Origin of the sequence: Pseudomonas sp. OTU5201 (assembly GCF_038440135.1) — a bacterium.
Classification (GTDB): domain Bacteria; phylum Pseudomonadota; class Gammaproteobacteria; order Pseudomonadales; family Pseudomonadaceae; genus Metapseudomonas; species Metapseudomonas resinovorans.
In genome coordinates, this window is the sequence record NZ_JASATC010000010.1 from 21,559 (window position 1) to 42,329 (window position 20,771).

Annotated in this window: 20 protein-coding genes; 6 read left to right on the forward strand and 14 right to left on the reverse strand. The window is 64.3% G+C overall.

The features are described 5' to 3' along the window. Nucleotides 1-2: 2 nt before the first annotated feature. The 3 genes from AAHM40_RS08375 to AAHM40_RS08385 all read left to right on the forward strand — a co-directional run bounded on the left by AAHM40_RS08375 (nucleotide 3) and on the right by AAHM40_RS08385 (nucleotide 3,988). The gene (locus AAHM40_RS08375; RefSeq protein WP_342244218.1) at nucleotides 3-638 is read left to right on the forward strand and encodes a response regulator transcription factor; all 636 of its coding nucleotides are present in this window, start codon (nucleotides 3-5) and stop codon (nucleotides 636-638) included. Between the two features lie 560 nt (nucleotides 639-1,198). Next, a complete protein-coding gene (locus AAHM40_RS08380; protein ID WP_342244219.1) occupies nucleotides 1,199-2,563 on the forward strand; it encodes a glutamine synthetase family protein in 1,365 nt (454 codons plus the stop codon). A gap of 111 nt (nucleotides 2,564-2,674) precedes the next feature. Next, on the forward strand, nucleotides 2,675-3,988 hold the full coding sequence (locus AAHM40_RS08385) for an NAD(P)/FAD-dependent oxidoreductase (RefSeq protein ID WP_280286670.1): 1,314 nt from the start codon (nucleotides 2,675-2,677) through the stop codon (nucleotides 3,986-3,988). Between the two features lie 210 nt (nucleotides 3,989-4,198). On the opposite strand, the gene AAHM40_RS08390 is transcribed toward AAHM40_RS08385, so the two are convergent. From AAHM40_RS08390 to metG, 8 genes are all read right to left on the reverse strand, one after another. Beyond that, the gene (locus AAHM40_RS08390) at nucleotides 4,199-4,378 is read right to left on the reverse strand and encodes a PA3496 family putative envelope integrity protein (protein ID WP_342244220.1); all 180 of its coding nucleotides are present in this window, start codon (nucleotides 4,376-4,378) and stop codon (nucleotides 4,199-4,201) included. A 107-nt stretch (nucleotides 4,379-4,485) separates the two neighbouring features. Continuing rightward, nucleotides 4,486-5,124 carry an endonuclease III gene (gene nth, locus AAHM40_RS08395; RefSeq protein WP_342244221.1) on the reverse strand — a complete coding sequence of 213 codons (639 nt, stop codon included), beginning with the start codon at nucleotides 5,122-5,124 and terminating at the stop codon, nucleotides 4,486-4,488. Beyond that, a complete protein-coding gene (locus AAHM40_RS08400) occupies nucleotides 5,124-5,693 on the reverse strand; it encodes an Rnf-Nqr domain containing protein (protein WP_342244222.1) in 570 nt (189 codons plus the stop codon). The genes nth and AAHM40_RS08400 overlap by 1 nt, the downstream gene beginning before the upstream one ends. Continuing rightward, a complete protein-coding gene (locus tag AAHM40_RS08405; protein ID WP_342244223.1) occupies nucleotides 5,690-6,298 on the reverse strand; it encodes an RnfABCDGE type electron transport complex subunit G in 609 nt (202 codons plus the stop codon). The genes AAHM40_RS08400 and AAHM40_RS08405 overlap by 4 nt, the downstream gene beginning before the upstream one ends. Further along, on the reverse strand, nucleotides 6,295-7,302 hold the full coding sequence (locus tag AAHM40_RS08410) for an RnfABCDGE type electron transport complex subunit D (RefSeq protein WP_342244224.1): 1,008 nt from the start codon (nucleotides 7,300-7,302) through the stop codon (nucleotides 6,295-6,297). The genes AAHM40_RS08405 and AAHM40_RS08410 overlap by 4 nt, the downstream gene beginning before the upstream one ends. Then, nucleotides 7,299-8,675, reverse strand: a complete 1,377-nt coding sequence (gene rsxB / locus AAHM40_RS08415) for an electron transport complex subunit RsxB (RefSeq protein ID WP_342244225.1) — start codon at nucleotides 8,673-8,675, stop codon at nucleotides 7,299-7,301. The genes AAHM40_RS08410 and rsxB overlap by 4 nt, the downstream gene beginning before the upstream one ends. Then, nucleotides 8,672-9,226, reverse strand: coding sequence for an Rnf-Nqr domain containing protein (locus AAHM40_RS08420; RefSeq protein WP_342244226.1), 555 nt, complete (start codon nucleotides 9,224-9,226; stop codon nucleotides 8,672-8,674). The genes rsxB and AAHM40_RS08420 overlap by 4 nt, the downstream gene beginning before the upstream one ends. Nucleotides 9,227-9,467: 241 nt before the next feature. After that, nucleotides 9,468-11,501: a methionine--tRNA ligase gene (gene metG, locus AAHM40_RS08425; RefSeq protein WP_342244227.1), complete on the reverse strand. Its 2,034-nt coding sequence runs from the start codon at nucleotides 11,499-11,501 to the stop codon at nucleotides 9,468-9,470. A gap of 147 nt (nucleotides 11,502-11,648) precedes the next feature. Between metG and apbC the strand changes: the two genes are divergently transcribed. Together apbC and dcd are read left to right on the forward strand one after the other, a co-directional pair. After that, nucleotides 11,649-12,743, forward strand: a complete 1,095-nt coding sequence (gene apbC / locus AAHM40_RS08430) for an iron-sulfur cluster carrier protein ApbC (protein WP_342244228.1) — start codon at nucleotides 11,649-11,651, stop codon at nucleotides 12,741-12,743. 91 nt (nucleotides 12,744-12,834) lie between these two features. Next, nucleotides 12,835-13,401: a dCTP deaminase gene (dcd, locus tag AAHM40_RS08435; protein ID WP_028631034.1), complete on the forward strand. Its 567-nt coding sequence runs from the start codon at nucleotides 12,835-12,837 to the stop codon at nucleotides 13,399-13,401. A 249-nt stretch (nucleotides 13,402-13,650) separates the two neighbouring features. Here the strand turns inward: dcd and nadE are convergent, their stop codons facing one another. The 6 genes from nadE to AAHM40_RS08465 form a co-directional block, all read right to left on the reverse strand. Then, nucleotides 13,651-14,481 (reverse strand): ammonia-dependent NAD(+) synthetase, encoded by an 831-nt coding sequence (gene nadE, locus AAHM40_RS08440; RefSeq protein ID WP_342244229.1) that lies wholly within the window; start codon nucleotides 14,479-14,481, stop codon nucleotides 13,651-13,653. Between the two features lie 11 nt (nucleotides 14,482-14,492). Next, nucleotides 14,493-15,698, reverse strand: coding sequence for a nicotinate phosphoribosyltransferase (pncB, locus tag AAHM40_RS08445; protein WP_342244230.1), 1,206 nt, complete (start codon nucleotides 15,696-15,698; stop codon nucleotides 14,493-14,495). A 293-nt stretch (nucleotides 15,699-15,991) separates the two neighbouring features. Next, complete coding sequence (locus AAHM40_RS08450) at nucleotides 15,992-18,535, reverse strand: penicillin acylase family protein (protein ID WP_342244231.1); 2,544 nt, start codon at nucleotides 18,533-18,535, stop codon at nucleotides 15,992-15,994. Nucleotides 18,536-18,617: 82 nt separating this feature from the next. Beyond that, entirely contained in the window at nucleotides 18,618-19,268 is a 651-nt protein-coding gene (locus tag AAHM40_RS08455) for a glutathione binding-like protein (RefSeq protein ID WP_342244232.1), read from the reverse strand. A gap of 80 nt (nucleotides 19,269-19,348) precedes the next feature. Continuing rightward, a complete protein-coding gene (locus tag AAHM40_RS08460) occupies nucleotides 19,349-19,549 on the reverse strand; it encodes an SEC-C metal-binding domain-containing protein (protein ID WP_028631029.1) in 201 nt (66 codons plus the stop codon). A 7-nt stretch (nucleotides 19,550-19,556) separates the two neighbouring features. Continuing rightward, nucleotides 19,557-20,057 (reverse strand): LEA type 2 family protein, encoded by a 501-nt coding sequence (locus AAHM40_RS08465; RefSeq protein WP_342244233.1) that lies wholly within the window; start codon nucleotides 20,055-20,057, stop codon nucleotides 19,557-19,559. 114 nt (nucleotides 20,058-20,171) lie between these two features. Here AAHM40_RS08465 and AAHM40_RS08470 point away from each other — a divergent pair, with 114 nt between their 5' ends. Continuing rightward, on the forward strand, nucleotides 20,172-20,735 hold the full coding sequence (locus tag AAHM40_RS08470) for a hypothetical protein (protein ID WP_342244234.1): 564 nt from the start codon (nucleotides 20,172-20,174) through the stop codon (nucleotides 20,733-20,735). Nucleotides 20,736-20,771 lie beyond the last annotated feature (36 nt).

Here is a 20,771-nt window from a genome sequence, read left to right on the forward strand (position 1 = left end):
TGATGTCCAACGCTGGCGAACAGGTGGTCTACGTGGTGGATGACGACCAGGGCATGCTCGACTCCACCGTCTGGTTACTGGAATCGGTGGGCCTCAAGGCGCTGCCGTTTACCAGCGGCCGGGCCTTCCTCGATGCCTGCGATGCCGGCCTGGACGCCTGTGTCTTGCTGGATGTGCGCATGCCCGGCATGGGTGGCCTCAATGTGCAGGAAGAAATGCGCAGCCGCGGCCTCGACCTGCCGATCATCTTCGTCAGCGGCCATGCTGACGTGCCCATCGTCGTGCGCGCCTTCAAGGCCGGCGCCCGCGACTTCATCGAGAAGCCCTACAACGAACAGTTGCTGCTGGACAGCGTGCAGCAGGCCCTCGGCAGCTGCGATCAGCGCCGCACCGGCAGTGGAGGCCAGGGCCAGTTGCAGGAGCGCCTCGATAGCCTCACGCCCCGCGAGCGCGATGTGCTGTTGCCGCTGGTGCAGGGGTACACCAATCGCGAGATCGCCGAGCAGCTGGATATCAGCGTGAAGACGGTCGACCTCTACCGCGCCCGGGTGATGAAGCGCATGCAGGCCGAGCGCCTGCCGGACCTGGTGGGCATGGCGGTGGTGGCGGGGCTGGTGGACCCTCTGAAACTGCGCTAGGCAGAACCTGTGTGCCCAGGATGGGATTCAGCCGTAGGGTGGACCACGCTTCACCGGTCCACCATTCGAGGCCCGGCATAGCGCCGCTGCTGGATCGTACGGGGCTATGGCGTTTCCATGGAATCTCCATCAGGCAGGGTTAATGTTTAGTCGTTGATTAACCAAAGATAGGAAAACCTGAATTTTATTGACACATGGCGCCGTGCGAGCCTGCTACCCATTCCAATAACACGATGCTTCCTCATGGGTTGTCCGGCTCCGCACACATCGCCGCTCCGCGCTCTGACCCTCGGTCAGGTCCGCGCCGCCCGCCGTGCCCCTGGAGTCGCTCCCTCGGTCCTGTTCTCCCGCAAGTGGGCCGTCAATCTCCTGATCTCCCTGCCGCTCGAACTTGCCTTCTGGGCGCTCTGGCATTGCCGCCACGCCCGTCCGCCGGATAGCGCACTCGCCTGACTCATGGTCGCCAGTGTCGCGGCCAACCTCACCCAGAACGAGAAAGTCGTCCCTTGATCCGAGCGACAAGGGCAGTGTGCGTGCCCACGGGCACTAAAGAGAGCGCCATGAATTTTGCCAGCGTGCAGGAAGCCCGGGATTTCCTCGAGCAGAACCCGGATATCGATGCCTTCGAACTTTTCATTCTCGACGCCAATGGCGTGCCGCGCGGCAAGCTGCTGCACCGCGACGAGTTGCTGGCCGTGTACGAAACCGGCCGTCCGCTACCGAGTACCATCCTCGGCCTGACCATGCACGGTGAGGATGTGGAGAATTCCGGCCTGGTCTGGGAAGTGGGCGATATCGACTGCCGCGCTTACCCGCTGGCGGGCAGCCTGGTGCGTCTGCCGTGGCGCAAGATGCCCACCGCCGCCGTGCAGGTCTGCATGCATCCGCAGGAGGGCATGCCCGCAGCCATCGCTGATCCGCGCCAGGTGCTGGTGGAGGTGATCGATCGTCTCAAGGCCGACGGTTTCCACCCGGTGATGGCCTGCGAACTGGAGTTCTATCTGCTGGATCAGAAACGCGATGCCGACGGCCGTCCGCAGCCAGCGCTGGACGCCGATGGCCACCGCCCGCGCGGTACCCAGGTATATGGCTTGCGTGAGCTGGAACAGATCGAACCCTTCCTGGCAGACCTCTACGCCGCCTGCAAGGCACAGGGCATTCCGGCGCGCACCGCGATCTCCGAGTACGCCCCTGGCCAGGTGGAAATCACCCTGGAACACGGCGACGCACTGCAAGCCATGGATCAGGCCGTGCGCTACAAGCGCCTGGTCAAGGGCGTGGCCCATGCCCACGGCATGCAGGCCTGCTTCATGGCCAAGCCCTTCTCCGAGATTGCCGGCACCGGCATGCACATGCACGTGAGCCTGGCCGATGCCGAAGGGCGCAACCTGTTCGCCAGCGAAGACCCGGCCGGCACCCCGCTGTTGCGCCAGTCGGTGGGCGGCATGCTCAAGTGCCTGCTGGATTCGCTGCTGCTGTTCTGCCCCAACGCCAACTCCTATCGCCGCTTCCAGGCCAACAGCTATGCACCGCTGGCGCCGACCTGGGGTGTGGATAACCGCACCGTGAGCCTGCGCGTACCGGGTGGCCCGGCCAATAGCCGGCATATCGAACACCGCATCTGCGGCGCCGACGCCAACCCCTATCTGGCGGCGGCCGCCATCCTCGCCGGTATCCACCGTGGCATCCGCGAGAACCTCGATCCGGGTAACCCGGTAGAGGGCAATGGCTACGCCCAGGCCAAGGAGCTGCTGCCCACCGACTGGCTCACCTCGCTGCGCGCGCTGGAGCAATCCAGCTGGGCCCGCGATGCCTTTGGTACCGCCTTCCTCGGCGTCTACCTGGCGGTGAAACGCGCCGAATACCGCCAGTTCATGTCGGAAGTCGGCGAGCAGGACTGGCGCTGGTACCTGAACCAGGCTTGAACCGGATATCACGTATCGATCCGAGACTGTTCCTGTAGGCGCGAATTCATTCGCCAAGCAGGCCAAGTGCCTGCCCTGACAGCCCCGGACATTTTTTCCAAAGGATCTACCATGACCGCTGCAATCAAACACCCGCTTCCTGCCGCCGAGCGCGCGCCTTCCTATTATTCCGCGAGCCTCAACGAGGAGACTGCCTATCCCACACTCGAAGGGGAGGTGAACGTTGACGTCGCCATCATCGGCGGTGGCTTCACCGGGGTTGCCACGGCAGTGGAGATGGCCGAACGCGGCTACAAGGTGGCGCTGGTGGAAACCCACAAGATCGGCTGGGGCGCCACCGGCCGCAACGGGGGACAGGTCACCGGCAGCCTGTCGGGTGACGCGGCCATGCGTAAACAGATGAGCGGTTTCCTTGGCAAGGACGTGGACGACTTCATCTGGTACCTGCGCTGGCGCGGCCACGAGATCATCAAGAACCGCGTCGCCAAGTACGGCATTCAGTGCGACCTCAAGCACGGCCACCTGCACGCAGCGATGAAGCCTTCGCACATGGCTGAGCTGAAGGCCTCTTACGAAGAAGCGGTGCGCCGTGGCATGGGCGACGACGTCACCCTGCTGGACGCCGCCGGCGTGCGTGAGCATCTGGATTCCGACCTCTATGTCGGCGCCATCAAGAACACCCGCAACATGCACCTGCACCCGCTGAACCTGTGCATTGGTGAGGCCAAGGCCGCCGCCAGCCTGGGTGCGCTGATCTTCGAGCACTCCGAGGTGCAGGACATCATCCACGGTGATCGCCCAGCGGTGATCACCAGCCGCGGCCGGATCAATGCCCAGCAGGTGCTGCTGGCCGGCGACGTCTACCACAAGCTGGAGCGCAAGAAGCTCAAGGGCATGATCTTCCCGGCCATGGGCGGTATCGTCACCACCAAGCCCCTGGGCGACCTGGCGAAAGAGCTCAACCCGCAGGACCTGGCCGTCTACGACTGCCGCTTCGTGCTCGATTACTACCGCATGACTGGCGATGGCCGACTGCTGTTCGGCGGTGGTGCCAACTATTCAGGGCGCGACTCTCGTGACATCGAGGCCGAGCTGCGCCCGTGCATCGAGCGCACCTTCCCGAAACTCAAGGGCGTGGAGATCGACTTCAAGTGGAGCTGCGCCATGGGCATCGTGATCAACCGCATCCCGCAGCTCGGCAAATTGTCGAAGAACGTTTGGTACTGCCAGGGTTACTCCGGCCACGGCGTGGCGACCACCCACATCATGGGCGAGGTCATGGCCAACGCCATGAGCGGCAGCCTGGAGAAGTTCGACACCTTCGCCCAGTGCCAGCACATCCGCGTGCCGCTGAGCGAGCGCCTGGGCAACCACATGCTGGCGGTGGGCATGTGGTACTACCAGATGCTGGAAAAGCTGCGCTGATCGATTTGTTGTGCGTCCTTATAAAGCCGGCCTCGTGCCGGCTTCTTTTTGAAGGGGCGATTTCAATCGCCAAGCCGGCCGGAGGTCTGCCTCTCTGGATATCCGGGGGCCGCTGCGCGTCCCTTGGCGAATGAATTCGCCCCTACACGTGAACTTTGCGAACGGCACCAACAAGAAGCCCCGCGTCGGCGGGGCTTTGGAAGTAGCTGATTACAGGTCGAAGTCGTAATCGGTGAGTTGCTTCTGCAAACGTCGTTCTTCGAGGTAGTTGTCGATGATGCGGCGCTTGGTCAGGTTGGTTTTCGCGGTTTCTGCCGGGGCTTCCGAGTCTTCGGCATCCTCGGAAACGAATTCTTCTTCGAGCTCGATATCGTCTTTGGCTGTGCTCATAAGGTCACTCCACAAAGCGGGGCGCTATTGGCGCACCTTATAAACGCAAAGCCGAGGCCGGTAAAAAAGATTTTTTCAATCGGATACTTGAGTGAATCAATAGGTTTTCAATCGTCAGAGGTCTTCGCCTTGTACTCGCACAGATCTTCGATGCGACACGCGCCACAGCGGGGTTTTCGGGCCACGCACACGTAGCGCCCGTGCAGGATCAGCCAGTGGTGGGCGTCCAGCAGGAATTCTTTTGGAACGAATTTCACCAGCTTCTTCTCCACCTCCAGCACGTTCTTGCCGGGGGCGATGCCGGTGCGGTTGCTGACCCGGAAGATGTGCGTATCCACCGCCATTGTTGGCTGGCGGAAGGCCGTGTTGAGCACCACGTTGGCCGTCTTGCGGCCAACGCCGGGCAGGGCTTCGAGGTCTTCGCGGTTGTCCGGCACGATGCTGCCGTGCTTCTCGATGAGGATGCGGCAGGTTTCGATGACGTTCTTCGCCTTGCTGTTGTAGAGGCCAATAGTCTTGATGTACTCGGACAGACCTTCGACACCCAGGGCATGGATGGCTTCCGGCGTGTTGGCCACCGGGTAGAGCTTGGCCGTGGCTTTGTTCACCCCGACATCGGTGGCCTGGGCGGAGAGGATGACCGCGATCAGCAGCTCGAAGGGCGTGCTGTAGGCCAGCTCGGTGGTGGGGTTGGGGTCGTCGTCGTGAAGGCGGCGGAAGATTTCGTAGCGTTTTGCGGCGTTCATCAGGAATCAGCGGTCCGGTTGGTCAGGCGGCGCGACAGTGCCAGTAGCGTACCGAGCAGGATAAAGGCTCCGGGCGCAAGGGCGAACAGGGGAATGCCATCGGCGCCGAACTGCAGGCGCCAGCCCAGGGCGGTGGGGCCCAGCAGCCAGTCGAAGTGGGTGAACAGGCTGGCGTGGCCCAGGACTTCCCGCAGCGTGCCCAGCAGCAGGGCGAGCAGGCTGAACGCCAGCCCCATGCGCAGGCCGTCGAGGGCGCCTGTGGATTCTTTTGCCGCAAGCTGCAGGCAGGGCAGTACCAACAAGTAGACGTAAGGGCCGAGGGCGCGGTGCAGTTCAAAGGCGCCGGCTTGCAGCAACAGGTTGGCCAGGTTGGCCAGCAGGGCGGCCAGCAGGAGGGCGCCGAGCCAGTAAGCGGCACCGCCCAGTTGTCGCTGTAACGTCGGTAGCGCCAGGCCGAAGAGCAGCAACATGGGCAGGCTGGCGAGTGCCAGGCCAACGCCCTTGATCAACAGGTCGGTGGCACCCACCAGCAGTGCGACGCCCATCAGGCCTATGTGGCTGGCTTTCATGGCGACTGGCCTCCGAGCAGCAACGGACGATGGTTGTCGAAGAACTGCAAGGCGTGCTGAGTGGCGCTGACCACCGCGCGGGACGTGATGGTGGCACCGGCGATCTGGTCGAACTGACCGTTGTCGGCCTTCACTCGCCATTCTGCTTCCGGATGGTTGGTGAGCGAGGCGTCGGTGAATACCTGCAACCAGGCACTGCGGGATGGCTCGATGCGGTCACCGATACCCGGCGTTTCGCGGTGACCGAGTACTTTGGTGGCCAGCAGGCGGCCGTCCGGGCGGATGGCCAGCAGCAGGTGGATTGGTCCTTCGTAGCCCTTGGCGGTGGCCGGTAGCAGTACCGCGACCGCGGTTCCTTCACGCGTGGCCAGCCAGGCTTGCGTGGGGGCCGGATTGCCTAGCAGCTCACTGGCGGGCAGGGCGATGGGGTGGGCAAGTGGATGGTTGTCATAGCTGCCGGGGGGCAGCAGATCGAGCAGGGCGCGCTCGTCGGCGGCCTGGCGCTCGGCGTCGATGCGGCCAGCCAGCAGCCGGTCGGTTGCGATCAACACGGCCAGGCCGGCCATCGCCAGCAGGATTAGCAACGTCAGACTGCGGCCGTTCATGGCTGCGCTTCCTGGTTGCGCGGAGCGTAGCGGTCGAGGGTGGGGACCAGCAGGTTCATCAGCAGGATGGCGAAGGCCATGCCGTCTGCGTAGCCGCCCCAGGTACGGATCACGTAGACCAGCAACCCGGCACCGACGCCGAACAGCAGGCGGCCGCGGTCGCTGGCGGCGCCGGATACCGGCTCGGTGGCGATGAAGAAGGCGCCGAGCATGGTGGCGCCGCTGAACAGGTGGAACAGCGGCGAGCCATTGGAGTCTGACCCGGAGCCGTTCCAGCACAGCAGGCTGGCGATGAAGAGCCCCGCCAGCAAGCCGACGGGTGCGTGCCAGCGGATGACCTTGCGTTGCAGCAGGAACAGGCCACCCAGCAGGAACGCCAGGTTGACCGATTCCGCGCCACGCCCGCCAACGCCGCCGAAGGCGGAGTGGCTGGAGAAGAGTTCGTCGATGGTCAGGCGATCATTGTGCTTGAGGCTGTCCAGGGCGGTAGCCTGGCTCCAGCCATCCACCAGCCCGCCGCCAAGGCCCAGTACCTGTTGCAGGGACTCACCCAGGCCAGGGTGATGACCGGCCGTGGGCCACTGGTTGAGCTGGGCGGGGAAGGCCACCAGCACCAGGGCGTAGCCGAGCATGGCCGGGTTGAAGGGGTTCTGCCCGAAGCCGCCGAACAGTGCCTTGCCGAACAGCAGGGCGAAGGCGCAGGCGCTGGCGGTCAGCCACCAGGGCGAGTAGGGCGGCAGTGCCAGGGCCAGCAGGGTAGCGCTGACCAGAGCGCTGCCTTCACCCAGCAGCGGCAGGTTGAACAGGGAGGCTTCGGTGGTGACGGCCTGCCCCAGTTGGCGGCGCACCAGGGCCTCGCACAGCAGGGCGACGGAAACAGCCACCATCAGTTGCAGCACACTGCCCCAGCCATATTGCCAGAACAGTGCGAGCAGGCCCGGCAGGCAGGCGACCAGCACCAGCTGCATGCTGGGGCGCGGGTCGAAGGCCGGGCGCGTGGTCATGGCGACGGCGACTGCTCGGCGAGGGCGCGTTCAGCCTTGGCCAGACGCTCGCGGGCCTGGGCCAGTGCCGCCGGGTCGGCTTCGGCCTGGCGCTCCAGCTTGCTGACGTCGGCGCGGGCATAGGCCAGTTCGGTCTTCATGGCACGCACGGCCGGGTCCACCGGGCGCTTGTCGATGCGCTGGAGGTTGGGCGGCTGCTTGCCCGAGGCGTCTTCGGCGGCATGCAGGACCGCTTCGGCGTCGGCCAGGGCCTGGCGCAACGGCGCCAGTTCGGCCTCATCGGCACTGCGCAGCTCGGCGCTTTTCAGTTCGGCGCGACGGCTGGCGAGGGCGATCTTGGCCTGCTTGAGACGTGCTTCGCCTTCACTGGCAGGCGCGGCAGGGGTGCCCTGGAGTCCATCCAGGCGCTGTTGGGCCTGGTCCACGGCAGCGCGCAGTTCGGCCAGTTGGGCTTGCTGTTCCGCTGTGGGGGATTCACCGAAGGCTTTTTCGGCCTTGCTCAGTTGGGCCCGACTCATGGCTGCGGCGATCTTCGCTTGCTTGAGGGCCGCTTCGTCCACGTGCGGGGTCGGTGCTTCCATGGCGGCTTTGAGGGCAGCCTGGGCCTGGTCATTGGCTGCGCGCAACTCGGTGACCTGGGCCAGCAAGTCGGAGGTGCCATAGACCTCGTACTGGGCCTCGGCCTTCTTCAATGCCACCTGGGCCATGGCTGCTTCGATCTTCAGGCGCTTCTGCTGGTCGCTCAGGCTTGGGGTAGCGGCTTTCTGCGCCTTCACCCGTTCGATGGCGGCCTGCACCGCGTCCGTTGGAGCAGCAGCGGTGCTTTGCTGGGCTTGTGCGGCGCGGGCCGCACGGGCTTCGCGTTCGGCCTGGCGGCGTGCTTCTTCCCGGGCCAGGCGGGCATTGCGGAATTCGAAGCGCTGACGGAACTGGTCGGCGTGATGACGCTGCGCGCTGGCGGCCGGTTCGGCCAGCGGCAGGATGTCGATGCAGTCGACCGGGCAGGGCACGACGCAAAGCTCGCAGCCGGTGCACTCATCGGTGATGACGGTGTGCATCTGCTTGGCGGCGCCAACGATGGCATCCACCGGGCAGGCCTGGATGCATTTGGTGCAGCCGATGCATTCGGCCTCACGGATGAAGGCGATCTGCGGCGGCACCGGGCCATTGGGGGCCTCCAGGGGCAGCGGCTGAACGCTGAGCAGGTCAGCCAGCGCGATGATGGTTGCGGTGCCGCCGGGCGGGCACTTGTTGATCGCTTCGCCCTGGGCGATGCCTTCGGCGTAGGGCTTGCAGCCGGGGTGGCCGCACTTGCCGCATTGGGTTTGTGGCAGCAGGGCGTCGATGCGCTGGATCAGGCTGGCCTGGTTCATTGCGCCCCCATGCCGTTGAAGCCGAGGAAGGCCAGGCCCATCAGGCCGGCGCAGACCAGCAACATGGGCGTGCCGCGAAAGGCGGCCGGCACCCTGGACTCATCCACTTGCCCGAGCAGGTCGTCGAACAGGGTCAACACCAGCCAGAAGCCCAGACCACCGCCAAGGCCCAGGCCGAGGGCTGCACTGAAGCTGCCAGTGCTGCCGATCAGCATGGCACCCAGCGCTGCACCGTTGGCCAGCAGCAGGGGCCAGAGGCCGTCCTGGGAGAGCGCTGGGCGCAGGCGTGCGAGCAGGCGCAGGCAAAGCCAGGCGAGCGGTGCCGCCAATGGCAGGAAGAGGAACAGTCGCAACGAATCGAGGCCCAATGGCGCCAGCATGAACTGGTCGAGCAGCCAGGCAAGCGGCGTGGTGAGGGCGATCAGTGCACCACCAGCCAGGGCCAGTGCCCGACTACGCGGCCGGCGCAGACTGTCGGCACCCAGGGGCAGGCCGAGAATGAGGTTGTTGACCAGCGCTGCACCGAGCAGGGCAAAGATGAAGTCGGTCATAAGGCGTGGCGTCGCCGGGCTGAAAAAGGGCCGCGTATTATCCGGAATGCTGCCGCAGCGGTACAGGGGCGCGGCCGAGGGGGCCAGTGTCCTGATACAAGGCTAGCTCAGGTCCATGCGGATTCGGTTGGCGGGCTTAAGCCAGTGATGGGTCTCGCTTCGCTCCACCAGACTCTACGTATTCGGTGCTCCTGAACAAAAATGCCCGCAGGAGCGGGCATTTTTGCTGGAGCCAGCGGTGTTACTTGACGCGCTGACCCGGCTTGGCGCCGCTGTCGGGGCTGAGCAGGTAGATTTCCTCGCCGCCGGGGCCGGCAGCCAGGACCATGCCTTCGGAGACGCCGAACTTCATCTTGCGCGCCGCCAGGTTGGCCACGTACAGGGTGAGGCGGCCTTCCAGCTTGCTCGGGTCCGGGTAGGCGCTCTTGATGCCGGAGAAGACGTTGCGCTTGGCATCACCGATATCCAGGCTCAGACGCAGCAGCTTGTCGGCGCCCTCGACGAACTCGGCCTTCTCGATCAGCGCGATGCGCAGGTCGACCGCGGCGAAGGTGTCGAAAGCGATTTCCGCCGCCAGGGGGTCTTTCTCCAACTCGCCATTGCCTTTAGGGGCGGAGGCGGCGGCCAGGTCTTCCTTGGAGGCGGCGACCATGGCTTCGATCTTCGCCGGCTCGATGCGGGTCATCAGCGGGTTGAAGGCATTCAGTTGATGGTCGGCGAGCAGGGTATCGTGGTCGTCCCAGTTCAGCGGGGCGACATTGAGGAACTGCTCAGCGGCGGCGGCCAGTTGCGGCAGTACCGGCTTGAGGAAGATCACCAACTGGCGGAACAGGTTGACGCCCGCCGCGCATACGGCTTGCACCTCGGCCTGCTTGCCTTCCTGCTTGGCCAGGGCCCAGGGCGCCTTGTCGGCGATCCAGGCGTTGGCACGGTCGGCGAGCGCCATGATCTCGCGCATGGCGCGGGCAAAGTCACGGTTCTCATAGGCTTCGGCGATGCTCGGCACGGCGGCCTTGAAGTCGGCGAACAGTTCTGGTGCGGCGTTCTCGGCCACCAGCTTGCCGGCGTTGCCCTTGTGGATGAACCCGGCGCAGCGGCTGGCGATGTTGACCACCTTGCCCACCAGGTCGGAGTTCACCTTCTGCACGAAGTCGTCGAGGTTCAGGTCGAGGTCGTCGACGCTGCGGCTCAGCTTGGACGCGTAGTAGTAGCGCAGGTATTCCGGCTGCAGGTGGTCCAGGTAGGTGCGCGCCTTGATGAAGGTGCCGCGGGACTTGGACATTTTCTGCCCGTTCACGGTCAGGTAGCCGTGTACGTTCAGCGCGGTCGGCTTGCGGTAGCCGGCACCTTCGAGCATGGCGGGCCAGAACAGGGCGTGGAAGTTGACGATGTCCTTGCCGATGAAGTGGTACAGCTCGGCGTTGGAATCCTTGTTCCAGAAGGCGTCGAAGTCCAGCTCCGGACGACGTGCGCAGAGGTTCTGGAAGCTGGCCATATAGCCGATGGGGGCGTCCAGCCAGACGTAGAAGTATTTGCCGGGGGCGTCCGGGATCTCGAACCCGAAGTAGGGCGCGTCGCGGCTGATGTCCCATTCCTGCAGGCCGGCGTCCAGCCACTCGGCGATCTTGTTGGCCACCGACTCCTGCAGGGCGCCGCTGCGGGTCCACTCTTTCAGCATGGCGTCGAAGTTCGGCAGCTTGAAGAAGTAGTGCAGAGATTCCTTGAGCACCGGGGTGGCGCCGGAGATAGCGGACTTCGGGTTCTTCAATTCGGTGGGCGAGTAGGTCGCGCCGCAGGATTCGCAGTTGTCGCCGTACTGGTCGTCGGCCGCGCATTTCGGGCAGGTGCCCTTGATGAAGCGGTCGGCCAGGAACATCTGCTTGTCCGGGTCGAAGTACTGGGTCACCGGGCGGGTGGCGATGTGGCCGGCGTCGCGCAGCTTGGTGTAGATGCTGCTGGACAGTACGCGGTTCTCTTCCGAATGGGTGGAGTGGTAGTTGTCGAAGTCCACCAGGAAGTCGGCGAAGTCGGTGGTGTGCTCGGCGCGGACGTTGTCGATCAGCTGCTCGGAGGTGATGCCCTCCTTCTCGGCGCGCAGCATGATGGCGGAGCCGTGGGCGTCGTCGGCGCAGACATAAACAGCCTGGTTGCCACGCATCTTCTGGAAGCGCACCCAGATATCGGTCTGGATGTACTCGACCATATGCCCGAGGTGGATGGAACCATTGGCATAGGGGAGGGCGCTTGTCACAAGGATTTTGCGGGGCTCGGTCATGGTGCTCGGCTACCGGATACGAAACAAAAGGGAAGTCGGCAACTATATAGGCCCGGCGCGATTTTTTCACGCCTGGAGGACCAAGCGGGCGGGTGGTCGGGTAGGATAGCCGCCTGATTTGCTCGGTCTTTATTTTGGAGTCCTGCCATGAGCACCGTTTCCCGCGCCCAGGTCGAAGCGACCCTGCGCCAGTTCACCGATCCCCACCTCGACCAGGACCCGGTCAGCGCCGGTTGCCTGCGTGAAGTTGACATTCAGGGCGGCAAGGTTCGTGTGCGCCTGGAGCTGGGTTACGCCGCCGGGCTGTTCAAGTCCGGCTGGGCGCAGATGCTGAAGATGGCCCTGGAGAACCTGGACGGCGTGGACAGCGCGGACGTGCAGGTGGATTGCGTGATCGAGGCGCACAAGGCGCAGGAGCAGGTGCCGGCCCTGGCCAACGTGAAGAACATCATCGCCGTGGCCTCCGGCAAGGGCGGCGTGGGCAAGTCCACCACCGCCGCCAACCTGGCGCTGGCGCTGGCCCGCGAGGGCGCGCGGGTTGGCATCCTCGATGCCGATATCTACGGCCCCAGCCAGGGCATCATGTTCGGCATCCCCGAAGGCACCCGGCCGAAGGTACGTGACCAGAAGTTCTTCGTGCCCATCGAGGCCCATGGCGTACAGGTAATGTCCATGGCGTTTCTCACCGACGACAGCACCCCGGTGGTGTGGCGCGGCCCGATGGTTTCCGGTGCACTGATCCAGCTGATCACCCAGACCGCCTGGGAAGACCTCGACTACCTGGTGGTGGACATGCCGCCGGGCACCGGCGACATCCAGCTGACCCTGGCGCAGAAGGTGCCGGTGGCCGGCAGCGTGATCGTCACCACCCCGCAGGACCTGGCACTGCTGGACGCCAAGAAGGGCGTGGAGATGTTCCGCAAGGTGAACATCCCGGTACTGGGCGTGGTGGAGAACATGGCCGTGCACATCTGCTCCAACTGCGGTCACGCCGAGCACCTGTTCGGCGAGGGCGGCGGCGAGAAGCTGGCCGCACAGTACGGCGTGGAACTGCTGGCGTCGCTGCCGCTGTCCATCGCCATCCGCATGCAGTCCGATGGCGGCAAGCCCACCACCATCGCCGACCCGGAAAGCCAGATTGCCATGATCTACCAGCAGATGGCCCGCTGCGTCGGGGCGCGCATTGCGCTGTCCGACCAGGCGGCCACCGCCATGCCGAACATTACGATCAGCGACGACTGACGTTCCGGCCATCCGGCGGGGCCTTTGCCCAGGCCTGCGCCGGACTGTAAGATTCGCGGTCAATTTTTCAGCCCCTGACAGGACGCCCGCCATGACCATCAAATCGGATAAGTGGATTCGCCGCATGGCGCTGGAGCACGGCATGATCGAGCCGTTTGTCGAGCGCCAGGTGCGTGGCGCGGACGATAGCCGAGTGATTTCCTACGGCGTTTCCAGCTACGGCTACGACGTGCGCTGCGCCGCGGAATTCAAGGTGTTCACCAACATTCATTCCGCCGTGGTAGACCCGAAGAACTTCGATGAGAAGAGCTTCGTGGATATCAACAGCGACGTCTGCATCATCCCGCCGAACTCCTTCGCACTGGCGCGCACGGTCGAGTACTTCCGCATTCCCCGCGATGTGCTGACCATCTGCCTGGGCAAAAGCACCTATGCCCGTTGCGGCATCATCGTCAACGTGACCCCGCTGGAACCCGAGTGGGAAGGCCACGTGACCCTGGAGTTCTCCAACACCACCAACCTGCCGGCGAAGATCTATGCCCACGAAGGCGTGGCGCAGATGCTCTTCCTGCAGTCGGACGAAGCCTGCGAAGTGTCTTACAGGGACCGTGGTGGCAAGTACCAGGGCCAGACCGGGGTGACCCTGCCCAAGGCCTGAGGCCGATCCGCAACGAAGAAGCCGGGCAATGCCCGGCTTTCTTGTGTCTGCGATAGACGTTCAACTGCGCGGGCTGCACCTCCACCCAGGGGGCGATGCGCGAGCCGAGCCTGATCCCAGGCCCGGTTTCGTAGGTTGGGTAGAGGAGCGAAACCCAACGTGTCTGCCCATCACCGCGCAGTCTGACGGGGCAGGCCGGGCCCCCACAGGTAAGCGAGGAGCATCAGGCGGGAGCCACCCATCAGCGCATCAGGGCACCAGCGGCAGGATGCGCTTGTGCTGGGTGTTGTCGTAGGTGCGGACGATGGTGGCGTACGCCTCGGGGCTGACTTCCTGGCCGTGGAGGAAGGCGTCGATTTCCACGTAGCTCACGCCATGGGCCTCTTCGTCGGGCTTGCCGGGACGCAGTTCTTCCAGGTCGGCGGTGGGGACCTTGTGTACCAGGGAGTCCGGCGCGCCGAGGTAATCGGCAATGCTGCGCACCTGGTTCTTCACCAGGCCGGAGAGCGGAGCGAGGTCGCAGGCACCGTCGCCGAACTTGGTGAAGAAGCCCATCACCGCCTCCGCGGCGTGGTCGGTACCGATCACCAGGCCGTTGTTGGCGTTGGCGATGGCGAACTGGGCGACCATGCGGATGCGCGCCTTGATGTTGCCGGTGACGAAGTCGCGGCGGGCATCGGTGAGTTGGTTCAGGTGGGTGACCTGTTCGGCCAGGCCGATCACGCTGTCGGCGATGTTGACGGTCTCTTCTTCATCGGCGCGGATGAAGTTCATCGCCACCTGGGCGTCCGACTCGTCGTGCTGGACGTTGTAGGGCAGGCGCACGGCGATGAAGCGGTAGCCGGCATCGCCGGTCTCGGCGCGCAGTTCCTCGACGCTGAGCTGGGCCAGGCGCCCGGCGGTGGTGGAGTCGACGCCGCCACTGATGCCCAGCACCAGGACCTTGAGGCCGGACGAGCGCAGGCAGCCCTTGATGAAGGCCTTGCGGCGTTCGATTTCGGCCACCAGGGCGGCTTCGTTGGCGAAGGGCGGAACAACGTCCAGGGCTTTGGCGATTTCTTGCTGGCGATTGCTGCTCATGTGCGGAGTCCTTACTGGGCGTCGGTGACGCGGAAAACGTGTTTCAGGTAGGTGACGAAGTTCTCGTCTCGGCATTGGGTCTTGCCCGGTGCATCGGAAATCTTCGCCACCGGCTGGCCGTTGCAGCCGGTCATTTTGATCACGATGTTCATGGCCTCGACGCCGGGGATGTCGCAGGTCAGGTTGGTACCGATGCCGAAGCTGACGTGGATGCGCCCGCGCAAGGCACGGTAGAGCGCGAGCGCGCGGGGCAGGTCGAGGCCGTCGGAGAATACGAGTGTCTTGGTCAGCGGGTCTATGCCGAGCTTCTCGTAATGGCAAATGGCTTTTCCCGCCCACTCCAACGGATCGCCGGAGTCGTGGCGCAGGCCGTCGAAGAGTTTGGCGAAGTACAGGTCGAAGTCGTTGAGGAAGGCCTGCATGGTGATGCAGTCGGTCAGTGCGATGCCCAGCAGGCCGCGGTATTCGCGTACCCAGCAGTCGAGGGCGGCGATCTGGCTGTCGATCAGACGCGGGCCGAGCTGCTGGTGGGCCATCAACCATTCGTGGGCCATGGTGCCGATGGGCTTGAGGTCGTACTCGCGCGCCAGGTGCACGTTGCTGGTGCCGACGAAGCGGCCGGGAAAGTCACGCGTGAGGATGTGCACCACTTCTTCCTGGACCCGGTAGGAGAAGCGCCGGCGAGTGCCGAAATCGGCCAGTTGGAAGCCTTCCAGTTCTTCGTCGGTGGCATTGGCCTTTAGCCAGTCGAGTTTGCGGTAGAGCTGCTCGCGAGCCTGGATCAGCCTGACATCTCGATAACGGTAGCGGTTGCGCACCTCGCTGATGATCGCCAGTAGCGGGATCTCGAAGAGGATCACGTGCAGCCAGGGGCCGCGCAGGCGCACGCAGAGCTGTCCGTCCTCGATGCCCAGTTGCAGGTAGCGCAGGTTGAAGCGAAAGAGGCTGAGGAAACGGGTGAAATCCGGCTTGATGAAGGGGATGCGTTCGAGGAAGTTCAACTGGTCCGGGGTGATGGAGATGTCCGCCAACTGCTCGATCTGGTAGCGAATTTCCGCGAGGTAGGGCGTCAGGTCTTCATCGTTGCGGCAGCGGAACTCCCACTCGACTTCCGCGTTGGGGTAATTGTGCAGTACCGCCTGCATCATCGTCAGCTTGTAGAAGTCGGTGTCCAGCAGGTTCTGAACGATGCGGCCGGAAAAGGCACTGTCGGGCATGGTTGGTTCTCGGCGCTCCGGGCAGACCGTGGAAAGGGCGCAGAATGCGGCAACGTGCCGGCGATGCGCAAGACAGTCCGTTGTAGGGGCGAATTCATTCGCCAAGGGATGCGTAGCATCCCTCTTCGACCTTGCAGGCCGGACCTGCGGCCCGGTTGGCGAATGAATTCGCCCCTACGGGTCTGAGGCCTGGGCAAAAGAAAAGGCGCCCGGGGGCGCCTTGAAATGTGATCTATGGAGTAAGTCCACTGGATCAGAGCGACGGGGCGGTGGGAAGTTCCGCCACCGCCCGATCATTTTTGCGGGGTCAGCATCAGGCGTTTGGTGCCGTAGACGGCATCGAGGTTCTGCGGCTGGAAGGGGAACTTCATGTAGCGCGCCTTGAGCCAGGCATCGATGCCGTCGGCGTAGTGCGGGCTGGCCGGGTTGCCGGACTGGCCTGAGCTGTTCATGCCGAGCATGGGTTCGGGCTGGCCGAAGTCGACGATGATGCGCATGGCCGGGATCAGCCAGGTGTCGAAGTCCTGTCCCCAGTGGTAGGCCGAGACGTTGAGGGTGCTGTGGTCGCCGCCGGCCGGGTAGGGGCCGCGATCCAGATAGCCCTTCAGGGCATTCAGGCCGGTGCGCTGGCTGGCGCTCATGTACGGCGCCAGTTGGGTGCTTTCGGTCACCCATTCATAGGTGTGCAGCTTGCCCCATTGCCAGGCCTTGCGGTCTGCGCCCAGTCGGCTTTCGGCGTAGCTGACGGCGGCAGCCAGGCTGCGCGCGAGGATGGCCGGCTTGTCCTCCGTCTGCGGGGTGCTGACGTCGTCCCAGAACGGGCTGTCGACGCGGCCCAGCAGGTGGTCGGCCTGGGCCGAGTAGGAGAGGTCGGCGGTCTGCACCAGGGCGCGCCAGGCCGGGCTGGTTTCCGGGCCGAGTTCGTCGAGGAAGATCTGCCGCGCGCTTTCGTGGAGGAAGGCGCCGTAGTAGGCGGCGTCGGCCGACGTGGGGCTGAGACGGCCGTCGAAGGCCAGTAGGCGGTCGAGCCCTTCCTGGGCTTTGGCGCGGTCGGCGGCCGGCAGGGCGTTGATGGCCTGCTTGAGCGGCTGGGTCATGCCCGGGTCTTGCAACATGGTCTTGAGCTTGGCCGGGAAGGGGCTCGTCTGGTCGTACTGCATGGCGATCATGCTCTGCCAGTCGTGCTTGCCACCACTGCCTGCCAGCTCGGCGATGCGTTCGGCGCGTTCCGGGTAGTACCAGGAGTTGGACAGCTGCACGCCGTAGCCGCCCTGCACGGTGCGGTGGTTGGCGGTGCCGAGCCAGCCCTGGGCCGGGTCCTGGTCGTAGGGGTGGAGCATGGGGTCGGCGTAACCGTCCCAGTCGTAGCGGCCATCCCAGCCAGGGGAGGGCAGCAATCCGCGACCTTCGCGGCGGTTCGGATAGCGGCCGGTGACCTGCCAGGCGATGTGCTTGGCGTCGGCATAGAGGATATTCAGGGCCCCAGCGCGGATGTTCCGGGTCGCTTCATGGGCTTCTTCCACCGACTGGGCACGCGACAGGGCGAAGAAGGCATCCAGGGACTGGTCGGCCTCGAACTGGCTGGTTTGCAGGGCGATGCCGTAGCCGCTCTTGATCTCCAGCGGCTGCAACGGGTGCTTGCGCTGCCCCAGGACGGAGTTCAGCAGCGGGCCGTGGCGGGTTTCGTAGATCACCTCACGCACCGGGCGCTGGCCCTTGATGAAGAAGGTTTCCATGCGCTCGCTGGCGGGTACCCATTTGCCATTGGCCTGGTAATAGAGGCGGCTGCCTTCGCGCTTGATCTTCTCCAGGAACAGGTCCTGGTTGTCGCCCATGACCATGGTCATGCCCCAGGCCAGTTTGCCGTTGTAGCCGGCGACCACGGCTGGCACACCTGCGATGGAAACGCCCGCGGCCTGGAATTTCGGCGAGCGGATCTGCACGAAGTTCCACACCGAGGGCATGGACAGCGGCAGGTGGGTGTCGTTGGCCAGGATGCTGCGGCCGGTTCGGCTCTTCTGCGGGGCGATGGCCCAGTTGTTGGAGGCAGCGACGCCGAGCATGTTCAGCGCGGCGATCTGGCCGGCGGCGTCGTTCAACGCGGTCAGGCCGGGAATCTGGCCGCCGAGCTGCAGGCCCTTGAGCTTCTCGGCTTCTTCGAAGGGCAGCGGCTCATCCGGGTAGATTGGGGTCAGCCAGGCCAGCTTGTCGGCGCCGACCTTCTGCGCCATGACCAGGGAGGCGATTTCTTCCTGCAGGTTCACCGCCAGGCCGAAGTTCAGCAGGCTGAACACCAGCACCGAGTCCTCCGGCTTCCAGTACGCCGGCTTGTAGCCGGACTCGGCCAGGTCCATTGGCAGGTTGTCGCGGTAGCGGTACAGGTAGGCGTTGACACCGCGGGCGTAGACCGCGAAGAACTCCTTCAGGCGCGGCGAGGCGTTCTTGTAAAGGATGTCGGCGCTCTTGCGCAGGTTCACCGCGCGCATGAAACGGTCGATCTCCAGCACACCGGGGCCGGCCATTTCGGCCAGGCGGCCCTCGGCCATCAGACGCAGGCCGACCATCTGGCTGAGGCGGTCGGAGGCGTGGACGTAACCAAGGGTGAACAGGGCGTCGTGGAAGGTGGTGGTTTCGATCAGCGGCATGCCTAGCGGGTTGCGGCGGATCGAGACGCTCTGAGCCAGTCCCTTGACCGGTTGGAAACCGGAGGTGGGCGGCAGGCTGTTGGAGTAGCGGTTGTCCAGCCAGGATTGGCAGCCGCTGAGGCCGATCATGGCGCCAGCGGCGGCGGCAACGCAGAACCGGGGAAGGAAGCGCTTGAAGGCTGGCAAAGCCATGGAACGGGCTCTCCTGAGAGGGGCATCTGATCAAACGCGCTACGTTAGTGAGCCGCCCCGCGCCGTGCAAGCGCCGTCCAGCCTACTTTTTCACCGCAGTCGGATTCACCTGTTCCACCAGCGCATAGGCGCGAACAGTAGCCGGACGGGCCTGGATGTCCAGGTACCAGCGTTTGAGGTTGGGGAAATCGTCCAGGTTCTGCTCCTGCCACAGGTGGCGGTCGATCCAGGGGTAGATGGCCATGTCGGCGATGCTGTATTCGCTGCCGGCGATGTAGCTGCGGTCCGCCAGGCGCTTGTCGAGTACGCCGTAGAGGCGCGCGGTCTCTTTCACATAGCGCTGGATGGCGTAGGGCAGCTTCTCCGGGGCGAAGCGGTTGAAGTGGTGGTTCTGCCCGGCCATCGGGCCAAGTCCGCCCATCTGCCAGAACAACCACTGCAGGCACTCCTGGCGGCCCCGCAGGTCCTGCGGGATGAAGCGGCCGGTCTTTTCGGCCAGGTAGAGCAGGATGGCGCCGGACTCGAACAGCGACAGCGGCTCGCCGTCGTCCGCCGGCTCCTGGTCGACGATGGCGGGGATGCGGTTGTTCGGCGAGATTTTCAGGAAGTGCGGCTGGAACTGTTCGTCCTTGCCAATGTTGATCGGGTGGACGCGGTAGGGCAGGCCGGTTTCTTCGAGGAACAGGCTGATCTTGTGACCGTTGGGGGTGGTCCAGTAGTACAGGTCGATCATCTGGAAGTCTCCAAGGGGTGTTTGCTCGGTCCTGAAACGAACAGGCCCGCACTAGGCGGGCCTGGAAAAGTGCGCCGGCGTCAGGCGCCGTGGCACTTCTTGAATTTCTTCTGACTGCCGCAGGGGCAGGGATCGTTGCGGCCCACTTCTTTCAGCGGGTTGCGCACCGGCTCCTGGTGGCCGTGGTTGCAATGCGGGCCATGCACGTGGTGCTGATGATCGTGGTCGTGGTCGTGGTCGTGGTTGCAGTTCGGACCATGGACGTGGGGTTCTTGACTCATGAAAGTTCTACTCCGGAATGTAACTGCCGGGGATTATCTCGCCATTGCGGCTGAGGTGCACGCTCTTGCCGAACATCAACCCGGTCTTCACTTCACCCTGGAGGCGGTACTTGATGGGCTCGTCGGGTTTTTCCAGGAGCTTCACGATGTACTTCATGTGGCGCCATAGGTTGGTGCGCACCGGGACATCGAACGTTTGGCTGCCATGGGCAGGCACGGTGAACCAAGTGCTGGATTCGCCTGACGCGAGCTTCACGTCATTGAGGTGAACGGTATAGACCAGCCCGCGCACTGGAAGGCTGACGTCGTTGGGATTGTCGATGCGAAAACGCAGCACGAACTGTTGTTCCAGCAGCTTGGCACGTACCACGTCCACCTTGAGCAGGCGCACGTCGGGGTCCTGGAAGCCGTCGCTGATCCAAGTGGAACATCCGCTGAGGCCCGAAAAAGGGAGGGCCAAGGAAAACAATAGGCTGAGAATTCTTATCATTTGCGCCTGGGAAAACATTGCAATACTCCAAGTGACGCTCCAGTGTAACAAGCAACTGCTTGGCCGCAACCTGTTGTGGGCCGAAAAAAACCTGCGCCATACTGCAGGACAATTCGGACAGGAGTGTGACCAATGGGGCGTTACGAGATCGCCTTTTCCGGGAAGCTGGTATCCGGTGCTCGACTGGAACTGGTGCAGGCCAACCTCGCCAAATTGTTCCAGGCGGATGCCCAGCGGATTGCCATGCTGTTCTCCGGGCGGCGCGTAGTCCTGAAGAACAACCTGGATGAAGCCGCAGCAGAGAAGTACCGCTCGACCCTGGAGCGCGCTGGCGCGCTGGTAGAGGTGGTGTCCATGGAGCCGGAAATCGAGGAAGTGGAACTGGCCCCGCCGCCAGAACCCCAGGTCCAGTCCGCGCCGGCACCTTCCCCGGTCCAGTCCGCCGCGTCGGGCCGTTTGAAGGTGGCGCCGCGCGATGAGTACATGGCCGCCTTTGTCGGGGTGGATGCACCGGACTTTGGTATCGCCCCGGTCGGCGCGGACCTACAGGACGCCAAGCCGCAGGCTACGGCCCCGCGTTTCGACCTGTCGGACCTGAGCTTGGCGCCAGTCGGTAGCGATATGGGCCAGGAAAAGTCGCCTCCGGCCATACCCCCGCCAGACACTTCCCATCTGCGCCTGGAAGAGCGCAAATAGAGTGCAAGAGGCCCGTAGTTTGCGGGCCTCTTCGTT

What these genes read in the sequence shown, in the direction of transcription:
- AAHM40_RS08420 (WP_342244226.1), bottom strand. Translation starts at nt 9,226, where the DNA reads ATGACCGACTTCATCTTTGCCCTGCTCGGTGCAGCGCTGGTCAACAAC.
- AAHM40_RS08405 (WP_342244223.1), bottom strand. Translation starts at nt 6,298, where the DNA reads ATGAACGGCCGCAGTCTGACGTTGCTAATCCTGCTGGCGATGGCCGGC.
- nth (WP_342244221.1), bottom strand. Translation starts at nt 5,124, where the DNA reads ATGAACGCCGCAAAACGCTACGAAATCTTCCGCCGCCTTCACGACGAC.
- nadE (WP_342244229.1), bottom strand. Translation starts at nt 14,481, where the DNA reads ATGAGCAGCAATCGCCAGCAAGAAATCGCCAAAGCCCTGGACGTTGTT.
- AAHM40_RS08450 (WP_342244231.1), bottom strand. Translation starts at nt 18,535, where the DNA reads ATGGCTTTGCCAGCCTTCAAGCGCTTCCTTCCCCGGTTCTGCGTTGCC.
- AAHM40_RS08380 (WP_342244219.1), top strand. Translation starts at nt 1,199, where the DNA reads ATGAATTTTGCCAGCGTGCAGGAAGCCCGGGATTTCCTCGAGCAGAAC.
- apbC (WP_342244228.1), top strand. Translation starts at nt 11,649, where the DNA reads ATGAGCACCGTTTCCCGCGCCCAGGTCGAAGCGACCCTGCGCCAGTTC.
- AAHM40_RS08410 (WP_342244224.1), bottom strand. Translation starts at nt 7,302, where the DNA reads ATGACCACGCGCCCGGCCTTCGACCCGCGCCCCAGCATGCAGCTGGTG.
- AAHM40_RS08470 (WP_342244234.1), top strand. Translation starts at nt 20,172, where the DNA reads ATGGGGCGTTACGAGATCGCCTTTTCCGGGAAGCTGGTATCCGGTGCT.
- metG (WP_342244227.1), bottom strand. Translation starts at nt 11,501, where the DNA reads ATGACCGAGCCCCGCAAAATCCTTGTGACAAGCGCCCTCCCCTATGCC.
- AAHM40_RS08400 (WP_342244222.1), bottom strand. Translation starts at nt 5,693, where the DNA reads ATGAAAGCCAGCCACATAGGCCTGATGGGCGTCGCACTGCTGGTGGGT.
- AAHM40_RS08390 (WP_342244220.1), bottom strand. Translation starts at nt 4,378, where the DNA reads ATGAGCACAGCCAAAGACGATATCGAGCTCGAAGAAGAATTCGTTTCC.
- AAHM40_RS08375 (WP_342244218.1), top strand. Translation starts at nt 3, where the DNA reads ATGTCCAACGCTGGCGAACAGGTGGTCTACGTGGTGGATGACGACCAG.
- dcd (WP_028631034.1), top strand. Translation starts at nt 12,835, where the DNA reads ATGACCATCAAATCGGATAAGTGGATTCGCCGCATGGCGCTGGAGCAC.
- AAHM40_RS08465 (WP_342244233.1), bottom strand. Translation starts at nt 20,057, where the DNA reads ATGTTTTCCCAGGCGCAAATGATAAGAATTCTCAGCCTATTGTTTTCC.
- AAHM40_RS08460 (WP_028631029.1), bottom strand. Translation starts at nt 19,549, where the DNA reads ATGAGTCAAGAACCCCACGTCCATGGTCCGAACTGCAACCACGACCAC.
- pncB (WP_342244230.1), bottom strand. Translation starts at nt 15,698, where the DNA reads ATGCCCGACAGTGCCTTTTCCGGCCGCATCGTTCAGAACCTGCTGGAC.
- AAHM40_RS08385 (WP_280286670.1), top strand. Translation starts at nt 2,675, where the DNA reads ATGACCGCTGCAATCAAACACCCGCTTCCTGCCGCCGAGCGCGCGCCT.
- rsxB (WP_342244225.1), bottom strand. Translation starts at nt 8,675, where the DNA reads ATGAACCAGGCCAGCCTGATCCAGCGCATCGACGCCCTGCTGCCACAA.
- AAHM40_RS08455 (WP_342244232.1), bottom strand. Translation starts at nt 19,268, where the DNA reads ATGATCGACCTGTACTACTGGACCACCCCCAACGGTCACAAGATCAGC.